The sequence below is a fragment of the Streptomyces sp. NPDC048383 genome (genome assembly GCF_040651775.1).
GTDB lineage: Bacteria > Actinomycetota > Actinomycetes > Streptomycetales > Streptomycetaceae > Streptomyces.
In genome coordinates this window covers 93,880-113,335 of the sequence record NZ_JBEZKS010000006.1, presented here as the reverse complement: position 1 = coordinate 113,335, position 19,456 = coordinate 93,880, and the positions used below count along the sequence as shown (strand labels likewise).

17 protein-coding genes and 1 tRNA gene are annotated in these 19,456 nt (G+C 71.6%); 10 read left to right on the top strand and 8 right to left on the bottom strand.

The features are described from left to right. Positions 1-92 precede the first annotated feature (92 nt). On the top strand, positions 93-1,268 hold the full coding sequence (locus AB0D46_RS07120) for a substrate-binding domain-containing protein (protein WP_362876258.1): 1,176 nt from the start codon (positions 93-95) through the stop codon (positions 1,266-1,268). Between the two features lie 456 nt (positions 1,269-1,724). Here the strand turns inward: AB0D46_RS07120 and AB0D46_RS07115 are convergent, their stop codons facing one another. Together AB0D46_RS07115 and AB0D46_RS07110 are read right to left on the bottom strand one after the other, a co-directional pair. Beyond that, positions 1,725-2,522, bottom strand: a complete 798-nt coding sequence (locus AB0D46_RS07115) for a sugar phosphate isomerase/epimerase family protein (protein ID WP_362876257.1) — start codon at positions 2,520-2,522, stop codon at positions 1,725-1,727. Further along, positions 2,519-3,592 carry a LacI family DNA-binding transcriptional regulator gene (locus AB0D46_RS07110; protein ID WP_362876256.1) on the bottom strand — a complete coding sequence of 358 codons (1,074 nt, stop codon included), beginning with the start codon at positions 3,590-3,592 and terminating at the stop codon, positions 2,519-2,521. The genes AB0D46_RS07115 and AB0D46_RS07110 overlap by 4 nt, the downstream gene beginning before the upstream one ends. Before the next feature lie 210 nt (positions 3,593-3,802). Between AB0D46_RS07110 and AB0D46_RS07105 the strand changes: the two genes are divergently transcribed. The 6 genes from AB0D46_RS07105 (at position 3,803) to AB0D46_RS07080 (ending at position 10,492) form a co-directional block, all read left to right on the top strand. After that, on the top strand, positions 3,803-4,954 hold the full coding sequence (locus AB0D46_RS07105; protein WP_362876255.1) for a Gfo/Idh/MocA family oxidoreductase: 1,152 nt from the start codon (positions 3,803-3,805) through the stop codon (positions 4,952-4,954). After that, on the top strand, positions 4,951-6,111 hold the full coding sequence (locus AB0D46_RS07100; protein WP_362876254.1) for a dihydrodipicolinate synthase family protein: 1,161 nt from the start codon (positions 4,951-4,953) through the stop codon (positions 6,109-6,111). Before AB0D46_RS07105 ends, AB0D46_RS07100 begins: the two co-directional genes overlap by 4 nt. Continuing rightward, on the top strand, positions 6,108-6,947 hold the full coding sequence (locus tag AB0D46_RS07095; RefSeq protein WP_362876253.1) for a sugar phosphate isomerase/epimerase family protein: 840 nt from the start codon (positions 6,108-6,110) through the stop codon (positions 6,945-6,947). Before AB0D46_RS07100 ends, AB0D46_RS07095 begins: the two co-directional genes overlap by 4 nt. Positions 6,948-7,008: 61 nt before the next feature. Continuing rightward, positions 7,009-9,402 carry a polysaccharide lyase 8 family protein gene (locus tag AB0D46_RS07090; RefSeq protein ID WP_362876252.1) on the top strand — a complete coding sequence of 798 codons (2,394 nt, stop codon included), beginning with the start codon at positions 7,009-7,011 and terminating at the stop codon, positions 9,400-9,402. 318 nt (positions 9,403-9,720) lie between these two features. After that, on the top strand, positions 9,721-10,101 hold the full coding sequence (locus AB0D46_RS07085) for a VOC family protein (RefSeq protein ID WP_362876251.1): 381 nt from the start codon (positions 9,721-9,723) through the stop codon (positions 10,099-10,101). 157 nt (positions 10,102-10,258) lie between these two features. Then, a complete protein-coding gene (locus tag AB0D46_RS07080) occupies positions 10,259-10,492 on the top strand; it encodes a hypothetical protein (RefSeq protein WP_362876250.1) in 234 nt (77 codons plus the stop codon). A 77-nt stretch (positions 10,493-10,569) separates the two neighbouring features. Here the strand turns inward: AB0D46_RS07080 and AB0D46_RS07075 are convergent, their stop codons facing one another. From AB0D46_RS07075 to AB0D46_RS07065, 3 genes are all read right to left on the bottom strand, one after another. Next, the gene (locus tag AB0D46_RS07075) at positions 10,570-11,355 is read right to left on the bottom strand and encodes a tRNA(His) guanylyltransferase Thg1 family protein (protein ID WP_362876249.1); all 786 of its coding nucleotides are present in this window, start codon (positions 11,353-11,355) and stop codon (positions 10,570-10,572) included. A gap of 196 nt (positions 11,356-11,551) precedes the next feature. Beyond that, positions 11,552-11,628 (bottom strand) — tRNA-Trp (locus AB0D46_RS07070). Positions 11,629-11,683: 55 nt separating this feature from the next. Next, positions 11,684-12,421, bottom strand: coding sequence for an ankyrin repeat domain-containing protein (locus AB0D46_RS07065; RefSeq protein ID WP_362876248.1), 738 nt, complete (start codon positions 12,419-12,421; stop codon positions 11,684-11,686). A 180-nt stretch (positions 12,422-12,601) separates the two neighbouring features. Here AB0D46_RS07065 and AB0D46_RS07060 point away from each other — a divergent pair, with 180 nt between their 5' ends. Beyond that, on the top strand, positions 12,602-12,880 hold the full coding sequence (locus tag AB0D46_RS07060) for a hypothetical protein (protein WP_362876247.1): 279 nt from the start codon (positions 12,602-12,604) through the stop codon (positions 12,878-12,880). 142 nt (positions 12,881-13,022) lie between these two features. Then, positions 13,023-14,678 carry a GMC oxidoreductase gene (locus tag AB0D46_RS07055; RefSeq protein ID WP_362876246.1) on the top strand — a complete coding sequence of 552 codons (1,656 nt, stop codon included), beginning with the start codon at positions 13,023-13,025 and terminating at the stop codon, positions 14,676-14,678. Positions 14,679-14,752: 74 nt separating this feature from the next. Here AB0D46_RS07055 and AB0D46_RS07050 read toward each other — a convergent pair whose 3' ends face one another. Both AB0D46_RS07050 and AB0D46_RS07045 read right to left on the bottom strand, forming a co-directional pair. Further along, entirely contained in the window at positions 14,753-15,232 is a 480-nt protein-coding gene (locus AB0D46_RS07050; RefSeq protein ID WP_362876245.1) for a carboxymuconolactone decarboxylase family protein, read from the bottom strand. Then, positions 15,229-16,308: a dihydrodipicolinate reductase gene (locus tag AB0D46_RS07045; RefSeq protein WP_362876244.1), complete on the bottom strand. Its 1,080-nt coding sequence runs from the start codon at positions 16,306-16,308 to the stop codon at positions 15,229-15,231. The genes AB0D46_RS07050 and AB0D46_RS07045 overlap by 4 nt, the downstream gene beginning before the upstream one ends. Positions 16,309-16,504: 196 nt before the next feature. On the opposite strand from AB0D46_RS07045, the gene AB0D46_RS07040 reads away from it, so the two are divergent. Beyond that, positions 16,505-17,830: a glycoside hydrolase family 18 protein gene (locus AB0D46_RS07040; RefSeq protein WP_362876243.1), complete on the top strand. Its 1,326-nt coding sequence runs from the start codon at positions 16,505-16,507 to the stop codon at positions 17,828-17,830. A 601-nt stretch (positions 17,831-18,431) separates the two neighbouring features. Here AB0D46_RS07040 and AB0D46_RS07035 read toward each other — a convergent pair. Next, positions 18,432-19,454, bottom strand: coding sequence for a PfkB family carbohydrate kinase (locus tag AB0D46_RS07035; protein ID WP_362876242.1), 1,023 nt, complete (start codon positions 19,452-19,454; stop codon positions 18,432-18,434). Between the last annotated feature and the right edge of the window lie 2 nt (positions 19,455-19,456).

The window sequence follows — 19,456 nt, the reverse complement described above, 5'->3', positions numbered from 1 at the left end:
GACCGCGCGGACGGGCCGCGGAGCCCGCCCGCAGGGCTGCCGGCCGGCACGGCCCGGCACGGCCCGGACCCGCCGGACTTCAGGGGGACCTCGTGAGACCACATGTGGACCAGCGTCAGGCTCAGGTGCTCGCGCTGGTACGGGCCCGCGGCAGCGTACGGGTGGCCGACCTGGCCCAGGAGCTCGGTGTTTCGCCCGTCACCCTGCGCCGGGACATCGAGGCGATGGCCGCCCGGGGCGAGATCCAGCGGATGCACGGCGTGATCAGCCGGATCGAGGGCATACGGCCCGTCGCTCCCTCCCTCTCCCGCGACCCGGGCGCTACCGCGTCCGGCCGGTCCCCGGCGGGCCCCGGGGCGGGCCTGGTGATCGGAATGGTGGTCCCCACCACGGAGTACTACTACGCCGAGGTGGTACGCGGTGCGCGCGAGGTCGTCGAGGCGCGGGGCGCGCGCCTCACCGTCGGACTGACGCGCTATCTCCCGGGCGAGGACCGCACCCAGGCCGACCGCCTGCTGTCCACCGGTGCGGACGGACTGCTCCTGACCCCGAACTGGGCCGCCGGATCGGCCGCTCCGGGCGAGGGCGCCTGGACGGCGGAGCTCGACGTACCGACCGTACTGGTCGAACGCGCGGCCCCGCCGGGACACCCGGCGGCGGGGCTGGACCGGGTGATGTCCGACCACGCCCACGGGGCCGCGCAGGCCGTCCAGCACTTGGCGGGGCAGGGGCACCGCCGGATCGCCCTCGCCAGCCAGGAAACCCCGACGACCGCGCGCCTGCGCTCCGGATTCGAAGCGGCCGTGAACGCCCTGGGCCTGAAGCCACCCCCGCCGTGGCCCGGGGCGGCGGGGTCGGGGGCGGCGGGGTCCGGGGTCGCGGGGTCGGGGGTCGCGGGGTCCGGGTCTGCGAGCGACGCCGGCCTCTCGGTGGCCGACCGCTTCGCCCGCACCCTGGACTACCTGTGCGACGCGGTGACCTCAGGCGGAGTGACCGCGGCCCTGATCCACAGCGACACCGACGCCATCATGCTGATCCCCCGCCTCCAGGCCCGAGGCATCCGCGTACCTCAGGACCTGGCCGTGATCACCTACGACGACGAAGTGGCCGGACTGGCCGACGTACCGCTGTCGGCGGTCGCCCCGCCCAAGCACGAGGTCGGTGCACGGGCCGCGACCCTGCTCCTGGAACGCCTCACGACCGCCGCACACGAAACCCCCCGCCAACACGTGGAACTCCTCCCCCACTTGAACATTCGCACCACCTAGGTGTACGGACCCGCAGCTGCTCAGATCGACTTCGGGCACCTCCGTGTGTAGGCGGCGGGTGCGGCTGTCAGTCGACGCACCTCGCTGGAAGGCCGATGCGATCGGAACCCGGGGGCCAGGTGATCACGTAGGTCGTGTGCATCACGATGCGCGGCGGCCGGTTGAGGCCCCTTTCGGGCCCTGGGGCCGGTTACGGCTTCATGAGGGCGGCAGTGACTCTGGTGATCAGTGTCTGGGAGTGTTGGACGAGCCGTGCGTAGTCTCGTGCATGGCAGGTCGGGGCCCCTGGCCATCCCCGGGGGCCTCACGTGACTTCCTCAGGTTGGCGTGGGCGGCGCCCTTGCCGGTGAGCTGGACCGGCCGTCGTGACCCCGGTCGAGGAACGCGGGTCGAGGGCTCGCGACGTACCGCCCCGTCTCGGTAGCCGCTGTGCCGCAGACCCGTGCCGGCCCTCTCCTACTCGGCTTGTTGCCCCGCAGTCACCAGATGCTCCAGGTAGGACCGTCCCTGTTCGAGCAGGCCGGCGAGGTCGGCGGCGTGGGGGTACCAGCGTCGCTCGTACTCCCAGCACAGCCAGCCCGCCGGCGGTGCTGCTGCCACCGCTTCGGCCAGGGGGAGGACTCCGGCGCCGAGACCGAGCGGGGTGAGGTCCTGCGCCGAGGCCACGTCCTTCACCTGGACGTAGCCCAGGTGTCCGCCGAGTTGTCTTCGCGACCGTTGCGCCGACTCTCCCTCAAGCCAGGTGTGCAGTACGTCCCACAAGGCGCCCGCGGCGGGATGACCCACCTCGTGCAGGACCCGGGCCGTGGCCGTCGTGCTGCGATGGGAGTCGTGGGTCTCCAACAGGATTCGCACGCCGTGCCGATCGGCGAACGGGACCGCCTCCCGGAGCCGGCGCACGGCGTTGGCATCGGATCGGTGCGGTGGCAGGCCTTCCCCACCGGGAAAGACGCGCACGTACGGGGCTTCAAGATCGACAGCGAGCTGGACCAGGTCCCTGATCTCGGCGAGGACCGGCTCGTCCTCCCCGGCCGCCGCCACCCGGGCGTAACCGGCGACCCCGAGGACCCTCACATCGGCCGCGGTCACCGCCCTCAAGCCGGCAGCCCGGTCACCGCGCGAGCTCCCCGCGTGCAGCGGCTCCTCGGGGTGGGCGCGGAGTTCGAGGCCGTCGTACCGGTGCTCGGCCGCCAGCGCCGCGCTACGCACGAGAGGGGTTCCGGGCAGCCCCAGCGTCGAGAAGGCGTACTTCACGGCCGGCTCCCCTCGGGCGGCGGCGCCGTGGAGCCTCGCACCATCAGTTCGGTGGGCAGAGTGGTGATGCCGCCCGGGGGCGGGGACCTGCGGCCGGTCACCAGATTCGCGGCGAGCGCCCCGGCCTCGCGCAGCGGCACACGGACCGTGGTGAGCGCGGGCGCGGTGTCCACGCAGAACGGCAGATCGTCGAAGCCCGCGACGGATACGTCCTCGGGGATGCGCAGCCCCGCTTCGCGCAGCGCGGCGACCACACCCGTGGCTACGGCGTCGTTGGCTGCGGCGACGGCGGTGAAGGGCTCAGCACGACGGAGCAGTTCCTGGGCTGCGTCATAGCCGGCGGATCGTTCGAATCCGGCGTGCAGGGTGATCCGGGCGCAGGTATCGGGCAGGGTCGGATCGTGGCGTGCCAATGCGTCCCGGTGTCCGGCGAGGCGCTCGCGGGAAGTGCTCAACCCGGGCGGACCGGCCACATAGGCGATGCGCCGATGGCCGAGGGCGAGGAGGTGCTCGGCGAGGCGAAAGGCTCCTCCCCGGTCGTCGAAGACGACGGTGGCCAGGGGCAGCCCCGCGTCAACGGGCAGCGGTGGCCGGCCGCAGAGGACCACGGGCGTTCCCGCGACCGCTATCCGCGAGACCCGCGCGGCGAGGGCAGCGGTGTGGTCCGGATGCTCGACGGCCCCGCCGGTGAGGACGACGCCGCCGGCCCGCTGCCCTTCCAACAGGGTGAGGTAGGCGATTTCAGCGGCGGGGGCGCCCTCGGTGTTGCAGACCACGGCCAGTCGGCGTGGCTCCGCACGGCCGGCCGGGTCCAGGGCGCGTTGGAGGGAGCCGGCAAGGATCCCGAAGAAGGTGTCGGCGACATCGTGCACAAGGACGCCGATCAGGTCCGAGGTGGCCGCGGCCAGCGCCCGGGCGGGGCCGTTGGCGATGTAGCCCAGCTCCTCGACGGCCTGCTCCACCCTGGTTCGGGTGCCGCCCGCCACCGGGTAGCCGCCGTTCAGTACCCGCGAGACCGTGGCCGGCGATACACCTGCGTGCGCCGCGACCTCGGCAAGGGTGATCGCCATGCCGCACCTCTCCTTCTGCCCTCACGGGCTGCCCTCGGTCATCGTCTCATTCGGTGTGGATCTCCATATTGGCGGATTCAGCAAGCGCTTTCTATCACTCGAACGAGTGTTGTCAGGCATTGCACGGGCGTCCTAGCCTGATGCGAGAGAAAGCGCTTTCTACACTGGCGCCGATGTTGATGTGAACTCGGCCGAACAAATGGAGGGACCGTGAACCGCAGGACGATCAAGATCGCGATGAACGGCGTGACCGGGCGGATGGGATACCGCCAGCATCTGGTCCGGTCCCTGCTCGCACTGCGCGAGCAGGGTGGGCTCGATCTCGGTGACGGGTCGGTGATCTGGCCGGAGCCCGTCCTGGTCGGTCGCCGGGAGTCGGCACTGCGGGCCATTGCCGAGCGGCACGGCCTGGAGGACATCAGCACCGACCTGGATTCCGTACTCGCGGATCCGACGGTGGAGATCTACTTCGACGCCCAGGTGACCGGCGCCCGCGAGCCGGCGGTCCGCCGGGCCATCGCCGCCGGGAAGCACGTCTACTGCGAGAAGCCGACGGCGCTCACCTTCGAGTCGGCGCTGGAGCTGGCCCGGCTCGCCGAGGCAGCCGGGGTCAAGCACGGCGTGGTCCAGGACAAGCTCTTCCTGCCGGGCCTGCTGAAGCTGAAGCGCCTGATCGAGGGCGGCTTCTTCGGTGAGATCCTGTCCGTGCGGGGTGAGTTCGGCTACTGGGTGTTCGAGGGGGACTGGCAGTCCGCGCAGCGCCCGTCGTGGAACTACCGGGCGCAGGACGGTGGGGGGATCGTGGCCGACATGTTCCCCCATTGGGACTACCTGCTGCACGAGCTCTTCGGCCCGGTGCGAACCGTGCAAGCCCTCGCCCGGACCCACATCGCGCGCCGTTGGGACGAAGAGGGCAAACCGTACGAGGCCACTGCGGAGGACGCCGCCTACGGCATCTTCGAGTTGGAGGGTGGCGCCGTCGCCCAGATCAACTCTTCCTGGGCGGTACGGGTGCACCGTGACGAACTGGTGGAGTTCCAAGTCGACGGAACGCACGGATCGGCTGTCGCGGGCCTGCGCGGCTGCCGGATCCAGCACCGCGTCGCGACGCCCAAGCCGGTGTGGAATCCGGACCTGCCCCAGGCCGAGGCCTTCCGCGCCCAGTGGCAGGAGGTGCCGGACAACAGCCCACCGGACAACGGCTTCAAGGCCCAGTGGGAGCTCTTCCTCCGTCACGTCGTACGGGACGAACCCTGGCGGTGGGATCTGCTCGCGGGGGCCCGCGGAGTGCAACTGGCCCAGTTGGGGTTGCGGTCCTCGGCCGAAGGTCGCCGGCTCACGGTGCCGACGGTGACGCTGTGAACGGCATCCGGCTCCCTTCCGCCGACGGTCGGTTCCGGCTGCATCTGCCCAGCACCGTTCCGCTACCACCCCTGGTCGCCGGACCCACCCGTTCCCGTGTGTTCCACGCCGCGGCCCACGTGGTGGCGGACCCGCTCGCCGCGTCGGCCGACAGCCGAGCGGTGGTCGACTGGGACAGCACGCTGGCGTTCCGACGTCGGCTGTGGGAGCAGGGACTCGGAGTCGCGGAGGCCATGGACACCGCCCAGCGCGGAATGGGACTCGACTGGCCGGTGGCGGCGGAACTGATCCGCCGCTCGGCGGCCGAGGCCCGCGCCGTGGGAGGGCGGATCGTCTGCGGGACGGGAACAGACCAGCTCCCGCCGGGGAAACCGCACTCCCTGGCCGCGATCACCAGTGCTTACGAGGAACAGCTCGCCCACACCGAGGCCTGCGGCGCCCGGGCCGTCCTCATGGCGTCGCGGGCCCTGGCCGAGACGGCCCGCGGCCCCGAGGACTACCTCCAGGTGTACGGCGAACTGGTCCGCCAGAGCGCCCAACCCGTCGTGCTGCACTGGCTGGGGCCGATGTTCGACCCCGAGCTGGCCGGCTACTGGGGCCACGAGGACATGGACGCGGCCGTGGAGGTCTTCCTGAAGGTCGTCTCCGCGTGCCCGGAGAAGGTCGACGGCATCAAGGTCTCCCTGCTGGACGCGGAACGGGAGGTGGAGATCCGACGGCGGCTGCCGGCCGGGGTCCGCTGCTACACCGGGGACGACCACCACTATCCCGAACTCATCGCCGGTGACGGGCGGCTGGCCAGCGACGCCCTGCTGGGGGTCTTCGATCCCCTCGCCCCGATCGCCGCCAGGGCCGCGATCGCCCTCGACGAAGGGGATTCGGCGCGCTTCCGCGAACTGCTGGACCCGACGGTCGCCCTGGCCCGGCACCTGTTCGCACCGCCCACCCGCTACTACAAAACGGGGGTGGTCCTCCTGGCCTGGCTGGCCGGACACCAGGAACACTTCACGATGGTGGCCGGGTTGCACGCGGCCCGCTCCCTCCCCCACCTGGCGACCGCTTACGAACTGGCCGACCGACTCGGCCTGTTCCCCGATCCAGAACTCGCCGAGGACCGGATGCGCCGGCTTCTCCGCCTGCACGGGGTGTCCTCGTGAAGGGCGCGACGGCTCCGGCGCGGCTCAGCCTCAACCAGGAGACGATCCGCCAGTGGTCGCTGCCCGATCTGGTCGCCGGGTGCACCGCGGCGGGGGTGGCCGCGGTGGGGCTGTGGCGGGAGCCGGTGCGCGAGTTCGGCGTGCGGGAGACGGCGAAGCTCGTTTCGGGGGCGGGGTTGCGCGTCAGTTCGCTGTGCCGGGGCGGCTTCTTCACCGCCGCCGATCCTGCGGGCCGGGCGGCGGCGCTCCAGGACAACCGGCGAGCGGTGGAGGAAGCGGCCGAGGTGGGGGCCGATGTCCTGGTCCTGGTCGCGGGTGGTCTGCCCCCGGGTGAGCGGGACCTGGTGGGGGCGCGGCAACGCATCGTGGACGTGCTCGGCGATCTGGTCCCCTGGGCCGCCGGGTTCGGCGTGCGACTCGGGATCGAGCCGCTGCACCCGATGTTCGCGGCGGACCGCTGCGTGGTCTCCACCCTGGGCCAGGCCCTCGACATCGCCGAGCAGTTTCCCGCCGAACGGGTCGGGGTCGTCGCCGACTCCTACCACCTGTGGTGGGACGAGAGGCTGCCGGGCGAGCTGCGGCGGGCCGGTGCCGGCGGCCGGATCGTGTCGGTGCAGGTGGCCGACTGGGTGACCCCGCTCCCCGAGGGGGTGTTGCTCGGTCGGGGGCAGTTGGGCGACGGCTGCGTCGACCTGCGGGGATTCCGGGAGCTTGCCGACGCGGCGGGATACCGGGGTCCGGTGGAGGTGGAGATCTTCCATCCGGGTCTGTGGGCGCGGGAGGGTTCCGAGGTGCTTGAGGAGGTGGTCGACCGCTACCGGCGACACGTCGAGTAGGGCGGGCAGCGGCATGCGCGGTGACATCGGAGAACGGTAGGGACGGGATGAGGAGGTTGCGGTGAAAAGGGTGTGGAGCAGGCGTTCCTTCCTTGCTGCGGCGGGCGGGGGTGCGCTGGTGTTCGGCGGAGCCGCCGAACGAGCGGGTGCCGATCCCGCGGCCGATGTTCACGAGGCGATGCGTGCGGTCTGGCGCGACCTGGTCCTGGGCGGCGGGTTCCCGGTCACGGAGGAGCCGTTCCGTTCAAGGCTCGCCGAGCTCGGCGAACAGGTCGGCGGATGGGCCGCCGCCATGGCCCCGTCGCCCGGGTCGCTCTGGCCGGATCTCGCGTTCGCCACGGATCCCGAGCGGATGATGCAGAGCTACTACCGGCTCCGGACGATGGCGGAGGGCTTTCTGCGTCCCGGAACGGGTCTCACCGGAGACGCCGGGGTGCTCGCCTCCCTGCTGGCGGGATTGGACCATCTGCACGCGGAGGTCTACCACGCGGGCCAGGTGCGGTACGGCAACTGGTACTGCTGGCAGATCGGCGCTCCCCAGGCCCTCCTCGACCTGTGCGTCCTGCTGTACGAGCAGCTGGGTTCGGACCGGCTGGGCCGCTTCTGCGCGGCCGTCGATCATTTCGTACCGGACTCCGCCGTCGCCTCGTACAGCGGTACGAGTACGGGCGCGAACCGGGTGGACCTGTGCCGGGTGCTGGCCGTGCGCGGGGTGGTCGGGCAGGAGGACGCGAAGACGGCCCTTGCCCGCGACGCGCTCTCCCCCGTGTTCCCGTACGTGACCACGGGGGACGGGCTGTACCGGGACGGCTCGTTCGTGCAGCACACGTGGGTGCCCTATACGGGGACGTACGGTGCGGTGTTCCTCGGCGGATTGGGCATGCTGTTCGCGCTCCTGAAGAACACCCCGTGGCAGATCACGGATCCCCGGGCGCAGACCGTTCTGGATGCCGTGGAGCGGGCCTGGGCTCCCTTCCTCTTCAACGGATTGGTCATGGACGCCGTGTCGGGGCGGGCCGTCAGTCGGGGGCTGCTCGTCTCGGACGCCCGCCAGGTCCAGCAGGACGACCACACCCGGGGGCACGCGGTGCTGGCCGGCATCCTGCTGCTCGCCGAGGGGGCGAGCGCCGCCGAGCGCATCCGGTGGCGCGGGCTGGTGAAGGGGTGGGCGGCTCGCTCCTACTACAGCCCCCCGCTGGCGGACCGGACGCTCGGGCTGTCCGCCCTCGCCCGGCTCGCCGACCTCCGGGCCGACCCCGCGGTGGCTCCGGCGCCCGAGCCGGTCGGGCACCGGCTCTTCGCCTCCATGGACCGGGCCACCCACCGGCGGCCGGGCTGGGCCGCTTCCCTGTCCATGGCGTCCCGGCGGATCACCCACTACGAGACGGGCAACGGCGAGCACCTGCGCGGCTGGCACACCGGAAGCGGGATGCTCTCCTGGTGGGGCTCCACGTACGGCAACGGCCAGTATTCCGACGCGTTCTGGCCCACGGTGGACCCGCGCCGGCTGCCGGGCACGACGGTGGCCCGCACCGTCCTGGCCGACGGGGCGGGAGGCGACTGGGGCGCGTCCCGGCCGGACGCCGCCTGGGTGGGCGGGAGCACCGACGGGGAGTTCGCGGCGGTGGGTCAGCACCTGCGGGGCCTGGGAAGCACGCTCGAAGCCCGCAAGTCCTGGTTCTTCCTCGCGGACACGGTCGTCTGTCTGGGGGCGGGCATCCGCGCCTCGGACGGGGTCCCCGTGGAGTCGGTGGTCGACAACCGCAACCTGGGAGTGAAGGGCACCCACGCCCTGACCATCGGTGGCAGCGTCCAGCCGGCCCGGTCCGGCTGGTCGGCCACCTTCACCGCCCCGGGCTGGGCCCATCTGGCGGGCTTCGGCGGGTACGTCCTGCAGGGCCCCGGCCCGTTCAAGGCCCTGCGGGAAGAACGCACCGGGCGGTGGAACGACATCAACCGCGGCGGAGCGACCACTGCCCTCACCCGGCGTTACGCCACCCTCTGGTACGACCACGGCAGGGACCCGGTCGACGCCGGGTACCTCTACCAGGTGCTCCCCGGAGCGAGCACGACGCAGACGGCCGCACGGGCCGCCGCGTCGTCATGGTTGACCCTGCTCGCCAACTCCGCGACGGGCCAGGGGGTGTCCGTTGCTTCGCTCGGCTTCACCGGCGTCAACTTCTGGCAGGCCGGCGCCGTCGGGCCGCTGGAAGCGAGCGGCCCCTGTTCGGTCATGGTGCGGTTGAGGAGTGACGGCACCGCCTCCCTGTCCGTCGCGGACCCGGCCCGGACCCTGGGGGCGCTGACCCTGGTCTGGCGCCGGGCTGTAGCGACGGTGTTGTCCCGGCCGGAGAGCGTGGTCTCGGCGGTCGGGGGAACTCAGCTGCGGATCGAGTTCGGGAGCCTCGTCGGGACGGCGGGGTCATCCCAGGAGGTGGTGGTCCGGCTGGGGTGACGAGGTCCGCGGACACGGGCCGGGAAGGGCGCGGGCGAGCCGTACGGGGAGGGGGAGGGGGCAATTCGCGTAGCATTTGGCAGTCATCGGTACGGGGGCAGCTTGGCCTTCGCCCCACCCTCGGAGCCTTCCCTTCGCGGTGTCGGCCCCGGTTGCGCGGGGTGGGAGCCCGTCCGGGAGCGAGGGGCCGACGGACCGATACCCCTGGACTTCCCGCGCAGGTGCTGCTTAGGGTCGTGTCCGACGGCATCGCGTGTCGGTCACCGACCGGGTGAGGCATGGAGGTGTCCGTGACATGCCTTCCGGAGGCATTCACCCATGTCGGTTCAGCTCAATCACACGATCATCCACTCCCGTGACAACCGGGAGTCCGCCACGTTCCTGGCACACGTCCTCGGTCTCGAAGTCGGCGCCGAATGGGGCCCGTTCATCGTCGTGGCCACCGGGAACGGGGTCAGCCTGGACTTCGCGACCATCCCCGCCGAATCCATCGTGCCGCAGCACTACGCGTTCCTGATCTCGGAAGAGGAGTTCGACGCCGCCTTCGAGAAGATCCGAGCTGCGGGCATTCCGTACTTCGCCGATCCGCAGGGCAAACAGTCGGGCGAGATCAACCACAACGACGGGGGCCGCGGGGTCTACTTCCCGGACCCCTCCGGGCACGGGATGGAAATCATCACCCGTCCGTACGGCGGCTGAGCAGTCGAGGGACTGAGCGCCGCCCCCCCCTGCCGGGCTCGGCCCCCGGCGCGGACCGGTCCGGCCCCGCCCGGGAAGGGGGACGGGGTGCCGACGCTCGGCGTGCACGATCGAGCCGCAGCCGGTGCCCGGGCGTCCCAGCAGCGATGATGGGTGCATGAGCAAGCCCCCTGCCTCCCGTCATCGTCTCCGCCTCGAAAACCACCAGGGCGACACTTACCCGGAAAGCCTCGGCCGGGCACACCAGCCCCTGTCCGGACTCACCACCGTGACCTGCGCCTGCGGCCTGCGGAGCGATCCGCTCCCCAGCGACGACGCCCGTCTCGTCTACGAGCAGCACCGCTACCTCATCCGTGACGAGGTGACGCAGCAGACCCCGTCCCCTCGGTAACCCGGCGGGCCGCCGCATGCCGTGCGGCGGCCCGCCGGTGCCCGTCACCGCATCCTGCGGCGGCGGGCCCCACCGCTCTACCGGCCCGTCACGGAAAGGGCCGGCATGTCGGGAATCATCCCGGCCAGCCACCCCGTGGGCTCGACCGTGAACCGCGGCGCTCCGGACACCTCCCACCACGAGCGGACCGCTGTGGTCCGCATGGTCTCCCGGGTGCGCTTGTCGACGTACTCGACCATCCGCTCACCGGTGAGCCTGGTCGCGACCTGGCCGCGTTTGCAGGCGTCGGGGTATTCGTTCCAGTGCACTCCCTTCTCCGACCGCAGGAGTCCCTTCATCTCGCCGGTGGACACCCGGTGGAGACGCTCGTGCGGGAAGTGGGCCTGCGCCGCCATGGCGATGCTGTTGCGGACGGCGTCCCGCTGGCGCCACAAGAAGTAGTGCGCCACCTCCACCGGGTCCGCCATGGTGAACACGCGCGCGTCGAAGAGCGCCCGACGGCCCGGGCGTCGCTCGTTGAGGACGGCCGTGGCCAGGGACGCCGCGACGGACAGCTGCTTGGCCACCACCCCGCCGAACCACGGTTCGGTGGCGGGCGTGGCGAAGTCGGTGAGGAGCAGGCTGATCTCGTCGGACTGCGTGTAGGCGATGGCGGCGCCCGCCGCCTCCGCGCAGAGCGCTTCGGTCACGGCGGCCATGTCCTCCACGAACGCCATGTCGAACGGTTTGACGGCATCCCGCAGGTAGTTGTGGAAGGCGCGGCCGTCGAGGCGCAGGATCGTGTAGGTGGAGCGCGGCAGGACCGTCCTGTGTGCGGCTTCGTACCGCTTCATGCGGTCGCCCAGCGTGGTGGTGTCGCTCATCGTGATCCCCCGGGTCGGTGAGCGGCCAGGCTATCGGCGCCCGCCGCCCGAAGCCCGCGCACTCACCGCCCGCCGAGGCCCCGGAAAGCACGAGGGGCGCGGACCGGGCGGAACGGCGAACGACGAACGCCCGGACGGGGAGGTTTTCCCCGTGCGGGCGCTCGTCCGTGCTGCTTGCTACGACATCGTTCACGTGTGGCAGGGGCGGCAGGAGTCGAACCTGCGACCTACGGTTTTGGAGACCGTTGCTCTGGCCGGCTGAGCTACACCCCTTCGGCGAGACCAACCATGACACGGCGTCGCTCGAAGATCCACATGTTTTAGGGGCTCAACTGGATGAAATCTCGGCCCGGGTGACAGCGCCCCGCGTACGGAGCCAGTCGCCCAAGGAGGTGTCCGCACTGGTCAGAGCCACGTCGAGGGGAGTCAGGTCGTCGTGGCCGATCCAGTTGATGTCCGCGCCTTGGGACAGCAGGTACCGCGCCGTGGACAGGTGGCCACCGTGGCAGGCCCCCCAGAAGGCGCTCGTGATCTCTTCCGGGGGCGTGGGTGAGGCCGCGAGCAGGGCGGTGACGCGGTCGAGCAGCCCCAGGGTCGCCGCGTCGTGGAGGTCGGGGCGGGCGCCGAGCGCCAGGAGCCGGTCGGCTGCCCGCCACTGTCCGAACGCCCGGGCGTCGGCGAGCGGGGTGCCGCCGCCGATGACGCCGCCCCGGGCCTCGATGTCGGCGCCGGCTTCGACGAGGGCGTCGAGGGCGGGAACGTCGTCGTTGCTCGCGGCCCAGTGCAGCGGGGTCTCCTCGTGGGCGCCCACGAACCGCGCCGCCGGGTCCGTGCCGGCCGCCACGAGGGTACGGATGACCTCGGCGGTGCGCGGGTGATGGCCGGGCCAGTCGGTCGCGATGTGCAGCAGGCCGCGCTCCCCCGCGGCCTCGCCGCGCCGGACGATCCGGGCGGTCGCGAGCCCGGGGTGCGACTCCAACAGCCGTCGCAGTGCCGGGAGGTCTCCGCTGCGGATGGCGGCCGTGACGGCGATCGCCTGCGGATCGTCCGCGTCCAATACCTGCATCCGCCCAGCTTACGGACTCCCGCGCGGCCGGGCCGGTGGCAGGAGGCACGGACGCGGAGGATGGCGGGACGGAAGGGGTGAGGGGGGAGGGAGTGAGGTCCCACCCTCACCCGGGTCCTCGACCCGGCGGCGCCCGCGGCGGACGGCGCCACCATCGAGGGCGGGGCCGGGAAGCTGGTGGTGGTCGCGCTGCGGCTGGGGAACACCGGCACGGTCGCCTACGAGGACTCCCCCGCGCCCGCCACCCACTTGCTGGACGCCGGCGGCCACCGGTTCACCGGTACGGACGAGCCGACCACGGTCGGCAGGCCGTTCCCCGCCGCGCTGCGGCTCGCCCCGGGCGACTTGGCCGGTGGCTTCGTCACCTTCCGCCTGCCCGCGGACGCCCACCCGGCCGCGGTGCGGTTCGCACTCGACGCCGGACTCGCCGACGACGTCGGCCACTGGAGCCTTACCTGACTCCCGGCCCTGCCCCCCACCCCCGGCTCCCCGGGCCGCCGGCAACCGGAATCAGGCACAAGTTACCTCGCCGTATGTAGTGACTTACCAGCCACCCGACAGTAGAACTTGTTCTCACTCCGTCGAGAGTGAGGAACGTCACATGAGTGACAAAGGCCTGAACAGCAAGGTTTCCAGCGGTGTTTCCCGACGCGGATTTATCGCTGGAACTGGTTCTATTCTGGGAGCCATGGCCCTGACGGTCAACGCGACCCCGGCCCACGCCAGGGCCGCCGCGGGAGCCGCCGTCGCGAACGCTCCCATCGAGTCCGGGGCCCGCGTCCCCGCCTTGGTGATCGGCACCGGGTACGGCGGCTCCGTCGCCGCGCTGCGCCTCGCCCAGGCGGGTGTCGACGTACACATGATCGAGATGGGCATGGCGTGGGACACCCCGGGCACCGACGGGAAGATCTTCGCCAACACCACCAAGCCGGACTACCGTTCCTACTGGCTGCGCACCCGGACGAAGGCCCCGCTCAGCAACTTCCTCGGCTTCCCGATCGACAAGGACGTCCCGAAGTACACGGGCATCCTGGACGCCGAGGAGATGGGCGGGATCATCGTCTACCAGGGTCGCGGAGTCGGCGGCGGCTCGCTCGTCAACGGTGGCATGGCGGTGACCCCCAAGCGGCAGAACTTCGCCTCGATCCTGCCGTCCGTGAACGCCGACGAGATGTACAACACCTACTACCCGCGGGCCAATGCCGGCCTCGGGGTGGGTCTCGTCGACCCCAACTGGTTCGAGACGGTGGACTGTTACCAGTTCTCCCGCGTCGGCCGCAAGCACGCCCAGCGCTCCGGATTCCCCTTCGTGTTCGTACCGGACGTCTACGACTGGGACTACATGAAGAAGGAGGTGGCCGGCACCGTCCCCAAGTCCGCGGTGGCCGGTGAGATCCTCTACGGCAACAACGCCGGCAAGAAGTCCCTCCAGCAGACGTACATCGCCGCTGCCCGCGCCACCGGCAAGGTCAGCATCTCGCCCCTGCACCGGGTCACCACCGTCTCCCCCTCGGCCGGTGGCGGCTACACGGTCGTCATCGAGCAACTGGACACCACCGGGGCCACGATCGCCACCAAGACCGTCGTCGCCGACAAGGTGTTCTTCGCGGCCGGCAGCGTCGGTACGAGCAAGCTGCTCGTGAAGCTCAAGGCCACCGGGGCGCTGCCGAACCTCAACAACGAGATCGGCAAGGGCTGGGGCGACAACGGCAACGTCATGTGCGGCCGCGCCAACCACATGTGGGACGCGACGGGGAAGGTCCAGTCCTCCATCCCCTGCGGGGGCATCGACAACTGGGACGCCGGCGGCGCCTTCGCCGAAGTGGCACCGCTGCCGACCGGGATCGAGACGTACGCCTCGTTCTACCTGTCGATCACGAAGAACCCGCACCGCGCCGAGTTCACCTGGGACGCCGCCGCCCAGAAGGTCGGCCTGAACTGGCAGACCGCCTGGAAGCAGCCGTCCATCGACATGGCGAAGAGCATCTTCGACAAGATCAACTCGAAGGAGGGCACGATCTATCGGACCGACCTCTTCGGCCTGAACAAGATCTGGGGCGACCACCTCACCTACCACCCGCTCGGCGGTGCGGTGTTGAACAGGGCGACCGACAACTACGGTCGCCTGCACGGACACCCCGGCCTGTACGTGATCGACGGAGCGCTGATCCCCGGCAACACCAGCGTCAACCCGTTCGTGACGATCACGGCGCTCGCCGAGCGCAACATCGAGAAGATCATCGCCACGGACCTCTAGCGGGGGCCCGACGACGACGGGGCCGGCCGGACTCTCCGGCCGGCCCCGCACCGTGTCCCCAGCCCCGTCCCGGCTCAGCTGCCCGGCAGCATGCAGACGCTGTCGAGCCCGAGCACGTGGTTCAGACGCCCGAAGGCGAGCCAGGAGCCGATGCTCATGCTCAACTCGACGATCTCCAACTGGCTGTAGTGCGCGGTCATCCGCTCCCAGAAGTCCTCGTCCAGGCCGTGGTGGTCCAGGGCGTAGCGTTCCGCGTACTCGGCGGCCAGCCGGGTGCGGTCGTCGAAGGCCTTGGTGGTGCGCCAGTCGGTGACGGCGTCGGCGAACTCCTCCTCGACCTTCTCGCCGTCCCGGTCGGTGCGCCAGTCGAGGCAGAAGACGCACCCGTTGATCTGCGCGATGCGCAGCCGGGCCGCCTCGAACTCCCTTAGGCCCAGGGTGGTGTGGGCGTAGACGGAGAGGGAGAAGTTGGCGGCGGCCATGCCGATGCCGGGCACCATGTCCCCCCATACGTACTCGATGGGGTGCTGCCCCTCGGGGATGTCGATGTTCACGGCTGCTTCCTTCCGAGTTTGCCGACTGCGGGACGCAGCGGGATGTCGAGCGCGTCGTAGAGTCCGGGTTCGGCGGCCACGAGCCAGTCGATGGCTCCGACCAGCCGGCCGACGGCGGTGGCGTTGCCGCCCGCGGAGCGGTTCTCGCCCTCGTCGGTCGCCTCGATGGTGACCTCGATGCGGGGGCGTCCTTCGATGATCACGCGGTGGGCTCCGGCGCCGTCGGGCGGCGTGGGCCAGTCGGGGGCGCACGAGGCGTGGATGCGGGTGACGTGTTCGATGACGATGCGGGGTTCGCCCTCGACGATGCCCTGGACCTCGAAGCGGATGGCGCCCTGGGTGCCGGCTTCGAAGTCACCCATGGTGCGGGTGGTGACGGTGGTGTCGAGTGCGCGGCGGTCGGAGGTCTCGCGGATCTCGTCGAGTTCGACCCCGAGGGCGCGGGCCATCATGCGGACCTGCCCTCCCCAGACCATGGTGGGGACCGAGGGCATGAGCATCATGGGCTCGAAGTCCATCGGTTGGCCCATGCCGACGAGGTAGCGGACCGAGTCCGGTTGGTCGTACGTGGAGTAGTCGAAGATCTCCTGGCAGCGGATCACGTCGATGGTGGTGCCGAGGCCGCTCAGGAGCAGCGGCAGGACGTCGTTGCCCCAGCCGGGGTCGACTCCGGAGGCGAAGAGGGATCCGCCGCCCTCCGCGACGGCGGCGAGCACCGGGTCGCGGAACTCCGGTGGGGCGTTGCGGTGGTCGTAGAGCGGGTAGAGGGCGGGGCTGACGACGGCCGCGCCGGCGGATATGGCGCGCACCAGGTCGGCGAGCGCGTCGTCGGGGCGGACGTCGCCGGACGCCGCGTACACGACGGCGGCGGGTCGGGCGGCAAGGACCGCGTCGACGTCGTCGGTCGCGGCCACCCCCAACGGGTGGTCGAGTCCGGCGAGTTCGCCCGCGTCGCGGCCGACCTTGTCGGGGTTGTGGACGAGCACTGCCGTGAGTTCGAGCGCCGGGTGGGCTTCGACGGCGCGGATCGCCGCGCGGCCTACGTTGCCCGTGCCCCAGACCACCGTGGAAATCATGCGCGGAGGGTAGCGAGGAGCTCATGAGGTGCCCAGGGCCGTGAACGATGAATTTGGGACGGACCCCCCGGCGGGCGCAATCCGAGGTGGACAGCCCCTTGACCCAGATGGTCCAGACCAATAGTTTCCGGATTGCACAGCGCACGCGTTACGCACGGCTCAGGACCACCACTCCCCGGATCCGCAAAGGAAGCCCATGCGCCGCAGCACGATCGGCAGGCTCGCCGTCGCCGCCTGCTCCCTCTCCCTGCTGACCGCTTTCGCACCCGCCGCCACCGGCGCGCAGGACGACAGCGCCGGTCACGGCCGCACGTACAAGAAGGTCGGGTACTTCACCCAATGGGGCGTCTACGGACGCGACTTCCAGGTCCAGGACCTCGACGCGAACGGGACCGCGAGCAAGCTCACGCACATCAACTACGCCTTCGGCAACGTCAGTGCCGAGGGGAAGTGCTTCACCGGCAACGTGGCCGGTCAGGCGGATGCCTGGGCGGACTACGCGCGACCGCTGGACGCCGCGAACTCCGTCGACGGGGTGGCCGACACCTCCGAGCAGCCCCTCGCGGGCAACTTCAACCAGCTCAAGGAGCTGAAGGCCAAGCACCCGAACCTCAAGGTGCTGATCTCGCTGGGCGGTTGGAGCTGGTCCACCCACTTCTCGGACGCCTCCCTCACCCCGGCCTCCCGCAAGGCCTTCGTGGAGTCCTGCATCGACCTGTACGTGAAGGGGAACCTGCCGCAGGACGGCGCGCGGGGTGGGGCCGGAGCCGCCGCGGGGGTCTTCGACGGAATCGACCTGGACTGGGAGTGGCCCGGGTCCGAGGCGAACACCGGCACCGTGTTCCGACCCGAGGACAAGCGCAACTTCACCGAGCTGGTCAAGGAGTTCCGTACGCAGCTCGACGCCTACGGTCGCGCCCAGAAGCGGAAGTACGAGCTGACGGCCTTCGTCCCGACCGCCCCCGCGAAGATCGACGCCGGCTTCGACGTCCGCCGGATCATGCGCGACCTGGACTTCGTCAACCTCCAGGGCTACGACTTCCACGTGTCGGGCGAGAAGAACACCGCCCAGCAGTCGGCGCTGTACGCCCGCAAGGACTTCAGCGTGGACGGCACGGTGCGGGCCTGGAAGGACCGGGGTGCGCCCGCGCACAAGCTGGTGGTCGGCATGCCGTTCTACGGGCAGGGCTGGACCGGCGTCCGCGGCGGCGGGGACGGCATCGCACAGCCCGCGACCGGACCGGCTCCGGCGACCTGGGCGGCCGGCTACGAGGACTACAAGGTTTTGAAGCGGCTGGCGGATTCGGGGACCTACGAGGTCCACCGCGACCGGCGCGGCGGCCACGCCTGGCTGTTCGACGGCACCACCCTGTGGACGTACGACGACCCGCAGGTGCTGCGCCAGAAGGCCGAGTACGTCCGCGAGGAGGGCCTGGGCGGCGCGATGTTCTGGTCCCTGGACGGAGACACCGCCGACGGTGAGCTGACGAAGGCCGTCGACCGGGGCCTGCGCGGCCGCTGACGGCCCGGGCCGGCCGGCGGATCGCCGCCGACCGGCCCCCTGGCCGACCCCCTGACCGGCGCCGCCGGGCCGAGAAATCCACACCGGCCCGGCGGCGCCCACCACGTGGCCTCCGCGCATGAGGGCGCGGGGCTCCTCCCCGAAGGGCGTCCCGGCCCGGGCCTGCTCATCGAGCGGAGGCCGGCGACGCGGCCCGAGGTCGAACTCCGCGTCGGGACAACGGCCTTCGAGGTGCGAACGCGGCACGACCTCGTGCGGCGGGCCCCGGCGCGCGGCCCGCGCAGCGCCCTCGACAGGGGCTCCGGGCGCTTCCCCGGAGCAGCAGCGAAACCCCCGGCGGTCGGCTCGGCCGCGCAGGCGGCGATGGCCCACCTCCCCGCGCGGGGTCTCGAAGCCGTGGTGGTGACGGCCTTCGGCACCCCGCAAGAGGTCCACACCCTCCAGTGCTGTGGCCGGAAAGGTTTGCCGGGTCGTGGTGTTCGGTGCGGTGCATCGCAAGGCGGAGGGCCGCGGCTCGTACTGGACGTACTTCCGTGGCCCGACAACGCGGCGAGGTGCCGCGCCGGGCGCCGCGACCCGGTGGACTTCTCCGGTCACAGCACTAGGCCCGCCGGTGCCTCGCCGCCAGGGCTGCCGTGTCGGTGAAGGCGGGGACGTGGCCGGTGCCGCCTCGGCCGGACACCGACAGGGAGGCGGCCGCCGTGCCGTAGGCCACCGCGTCGGCGAGGGTGTCACCGAGGGCGAGGCGGGCGGTGGCGGTACCCGTGAAACAGTCCCCGGCGCCGGTCGCGTCGACGGCGTGCGGGTTGACGGGGACGGGGTGGTGGGCCGGCCCGGTGCCGTCGTCCAGGAGCAGCCGGTCCGCGCCGGCGGTCACGGCCACGGCGCGGGCGCCCAGGGCCCGGCAGCGGGCCGCCGCGGTGGCCGGGTCGGCGGTGTCCACCAGGGCGAGGGCGTCCCCGGGGCAGGAGGTCTTGAGCAGCCCGGTCAGCGGGGCGATCCGGGCCAGCAGCTCCCGGGCCTCGTCCCGCCCGGTGAGCCGGGCGCGGTAGTTGGGGTCGTACGTGAGGTGCCCGCCGGCGGCGTGGACGGTCCGGGCGGCGTCCAGCACGGCCTCGCGGGCGGTCGGGGAGAGGGCGCCGGTGATCCCGCTGGTGATGAGGGAACGGGCGGAGGTCAGTAGGGTGCGCCAGGAGTCGACGTGGGACGGGGCGAGGGTGGAACCGGCGCCCGCGGTGCGCCAGTAGACGAACTCGCGCTCGCCCTCGGTGTCGGCGCAGAGCAGGTACGCGCCGTTGGGGCGGGGGGCCCGGCGGACGTGGGAGACGTCCACGCCGAGGTCGGTGGCGCGGCGCAGCAGCGGCACGCTGAGGTCGTCGTCACCGACTACGGCCAGCAGGGCGGTACGGGCGCCCGCGGCGGCGGCCGCGGCGGCGGCGTTGAGCGCGTCGCCGGAGTAGGAGATGCGGGCCGGGGTGCCGGCGACGGCGTCGCGCGGGGCGGTGTCGGTGTGGATCTCGACCAGGACCTCGCCGAGGACGAGGACGTCGTAAGGAGGCGAAGACGAAGGGGAAGGCGAAGGCGAAGGGGAAGGGGAAGGCGAAGCGGCGGCGGAGGGGGACACGG

Excerpts from the sequence above, each read along its gene's own strand:
- AB0D46_RS07075 (WP_362876249.1), bottom strand. The coding sequence starts at position 11,355 with ATGAGCGACACCACCACGCTGGGCGACCGCATGAAGCGGTACGAAGCC.
- AB0D46_RS07055 (WP_362876246.1), top strand. The coding sequence starts at position 13,023 with ATGAGTGACAAAGGCCTGAACAGCAAGGTTTCCAGCGGTGTTTCCCGA.
- AB0D46_RS07045 (WP_362876244.1), bottom strand. The coding sequence starts at position 16,308 with ATGATTTCCACGGTGGTCTGGGGCACGGGCAACGTAGGCCGCGCGGCG.
- AB0D46_RS07110 (WP_362876256.1), bottom strand. The coding sequence starts at position 3,592 with ATGGCGATCACCCTTGCCGAGGTCGCGGCGCACGCAGGTGTATCGCCG.
- AB0D46_RS07085 (WP_362876251.1), top strand. The coding sequence starts at position 9,721 with ATGTCGGTTCAGCTCAATCACACGATCATCCACTCCCGTGACAACCGG.
- AB0D46_RS07065 (WP_362876248.1), bottom strand. The coding sequence starts at position 12,421 with ATGCAGGTATTGGACGCGGACGATCCGCAGGCGATCGCCGTCACGGCC.
- AB0D46_RS07040 (WP_362876243.1), top strand. The coding sequence starts at position 16,505 with ATGCGCCGCAGCACGATCGGCAGGCTCGCCGTCGCCGCCTGCTCCCTC.
- AB0D46_RS07080 (WP_362876250.1), top strand. The coding sequence starts at position 10,259 with ATGAGCAAGCCCCCTGCCTCCCGTCATCGTCTCCGCCTCGAAAACCAC.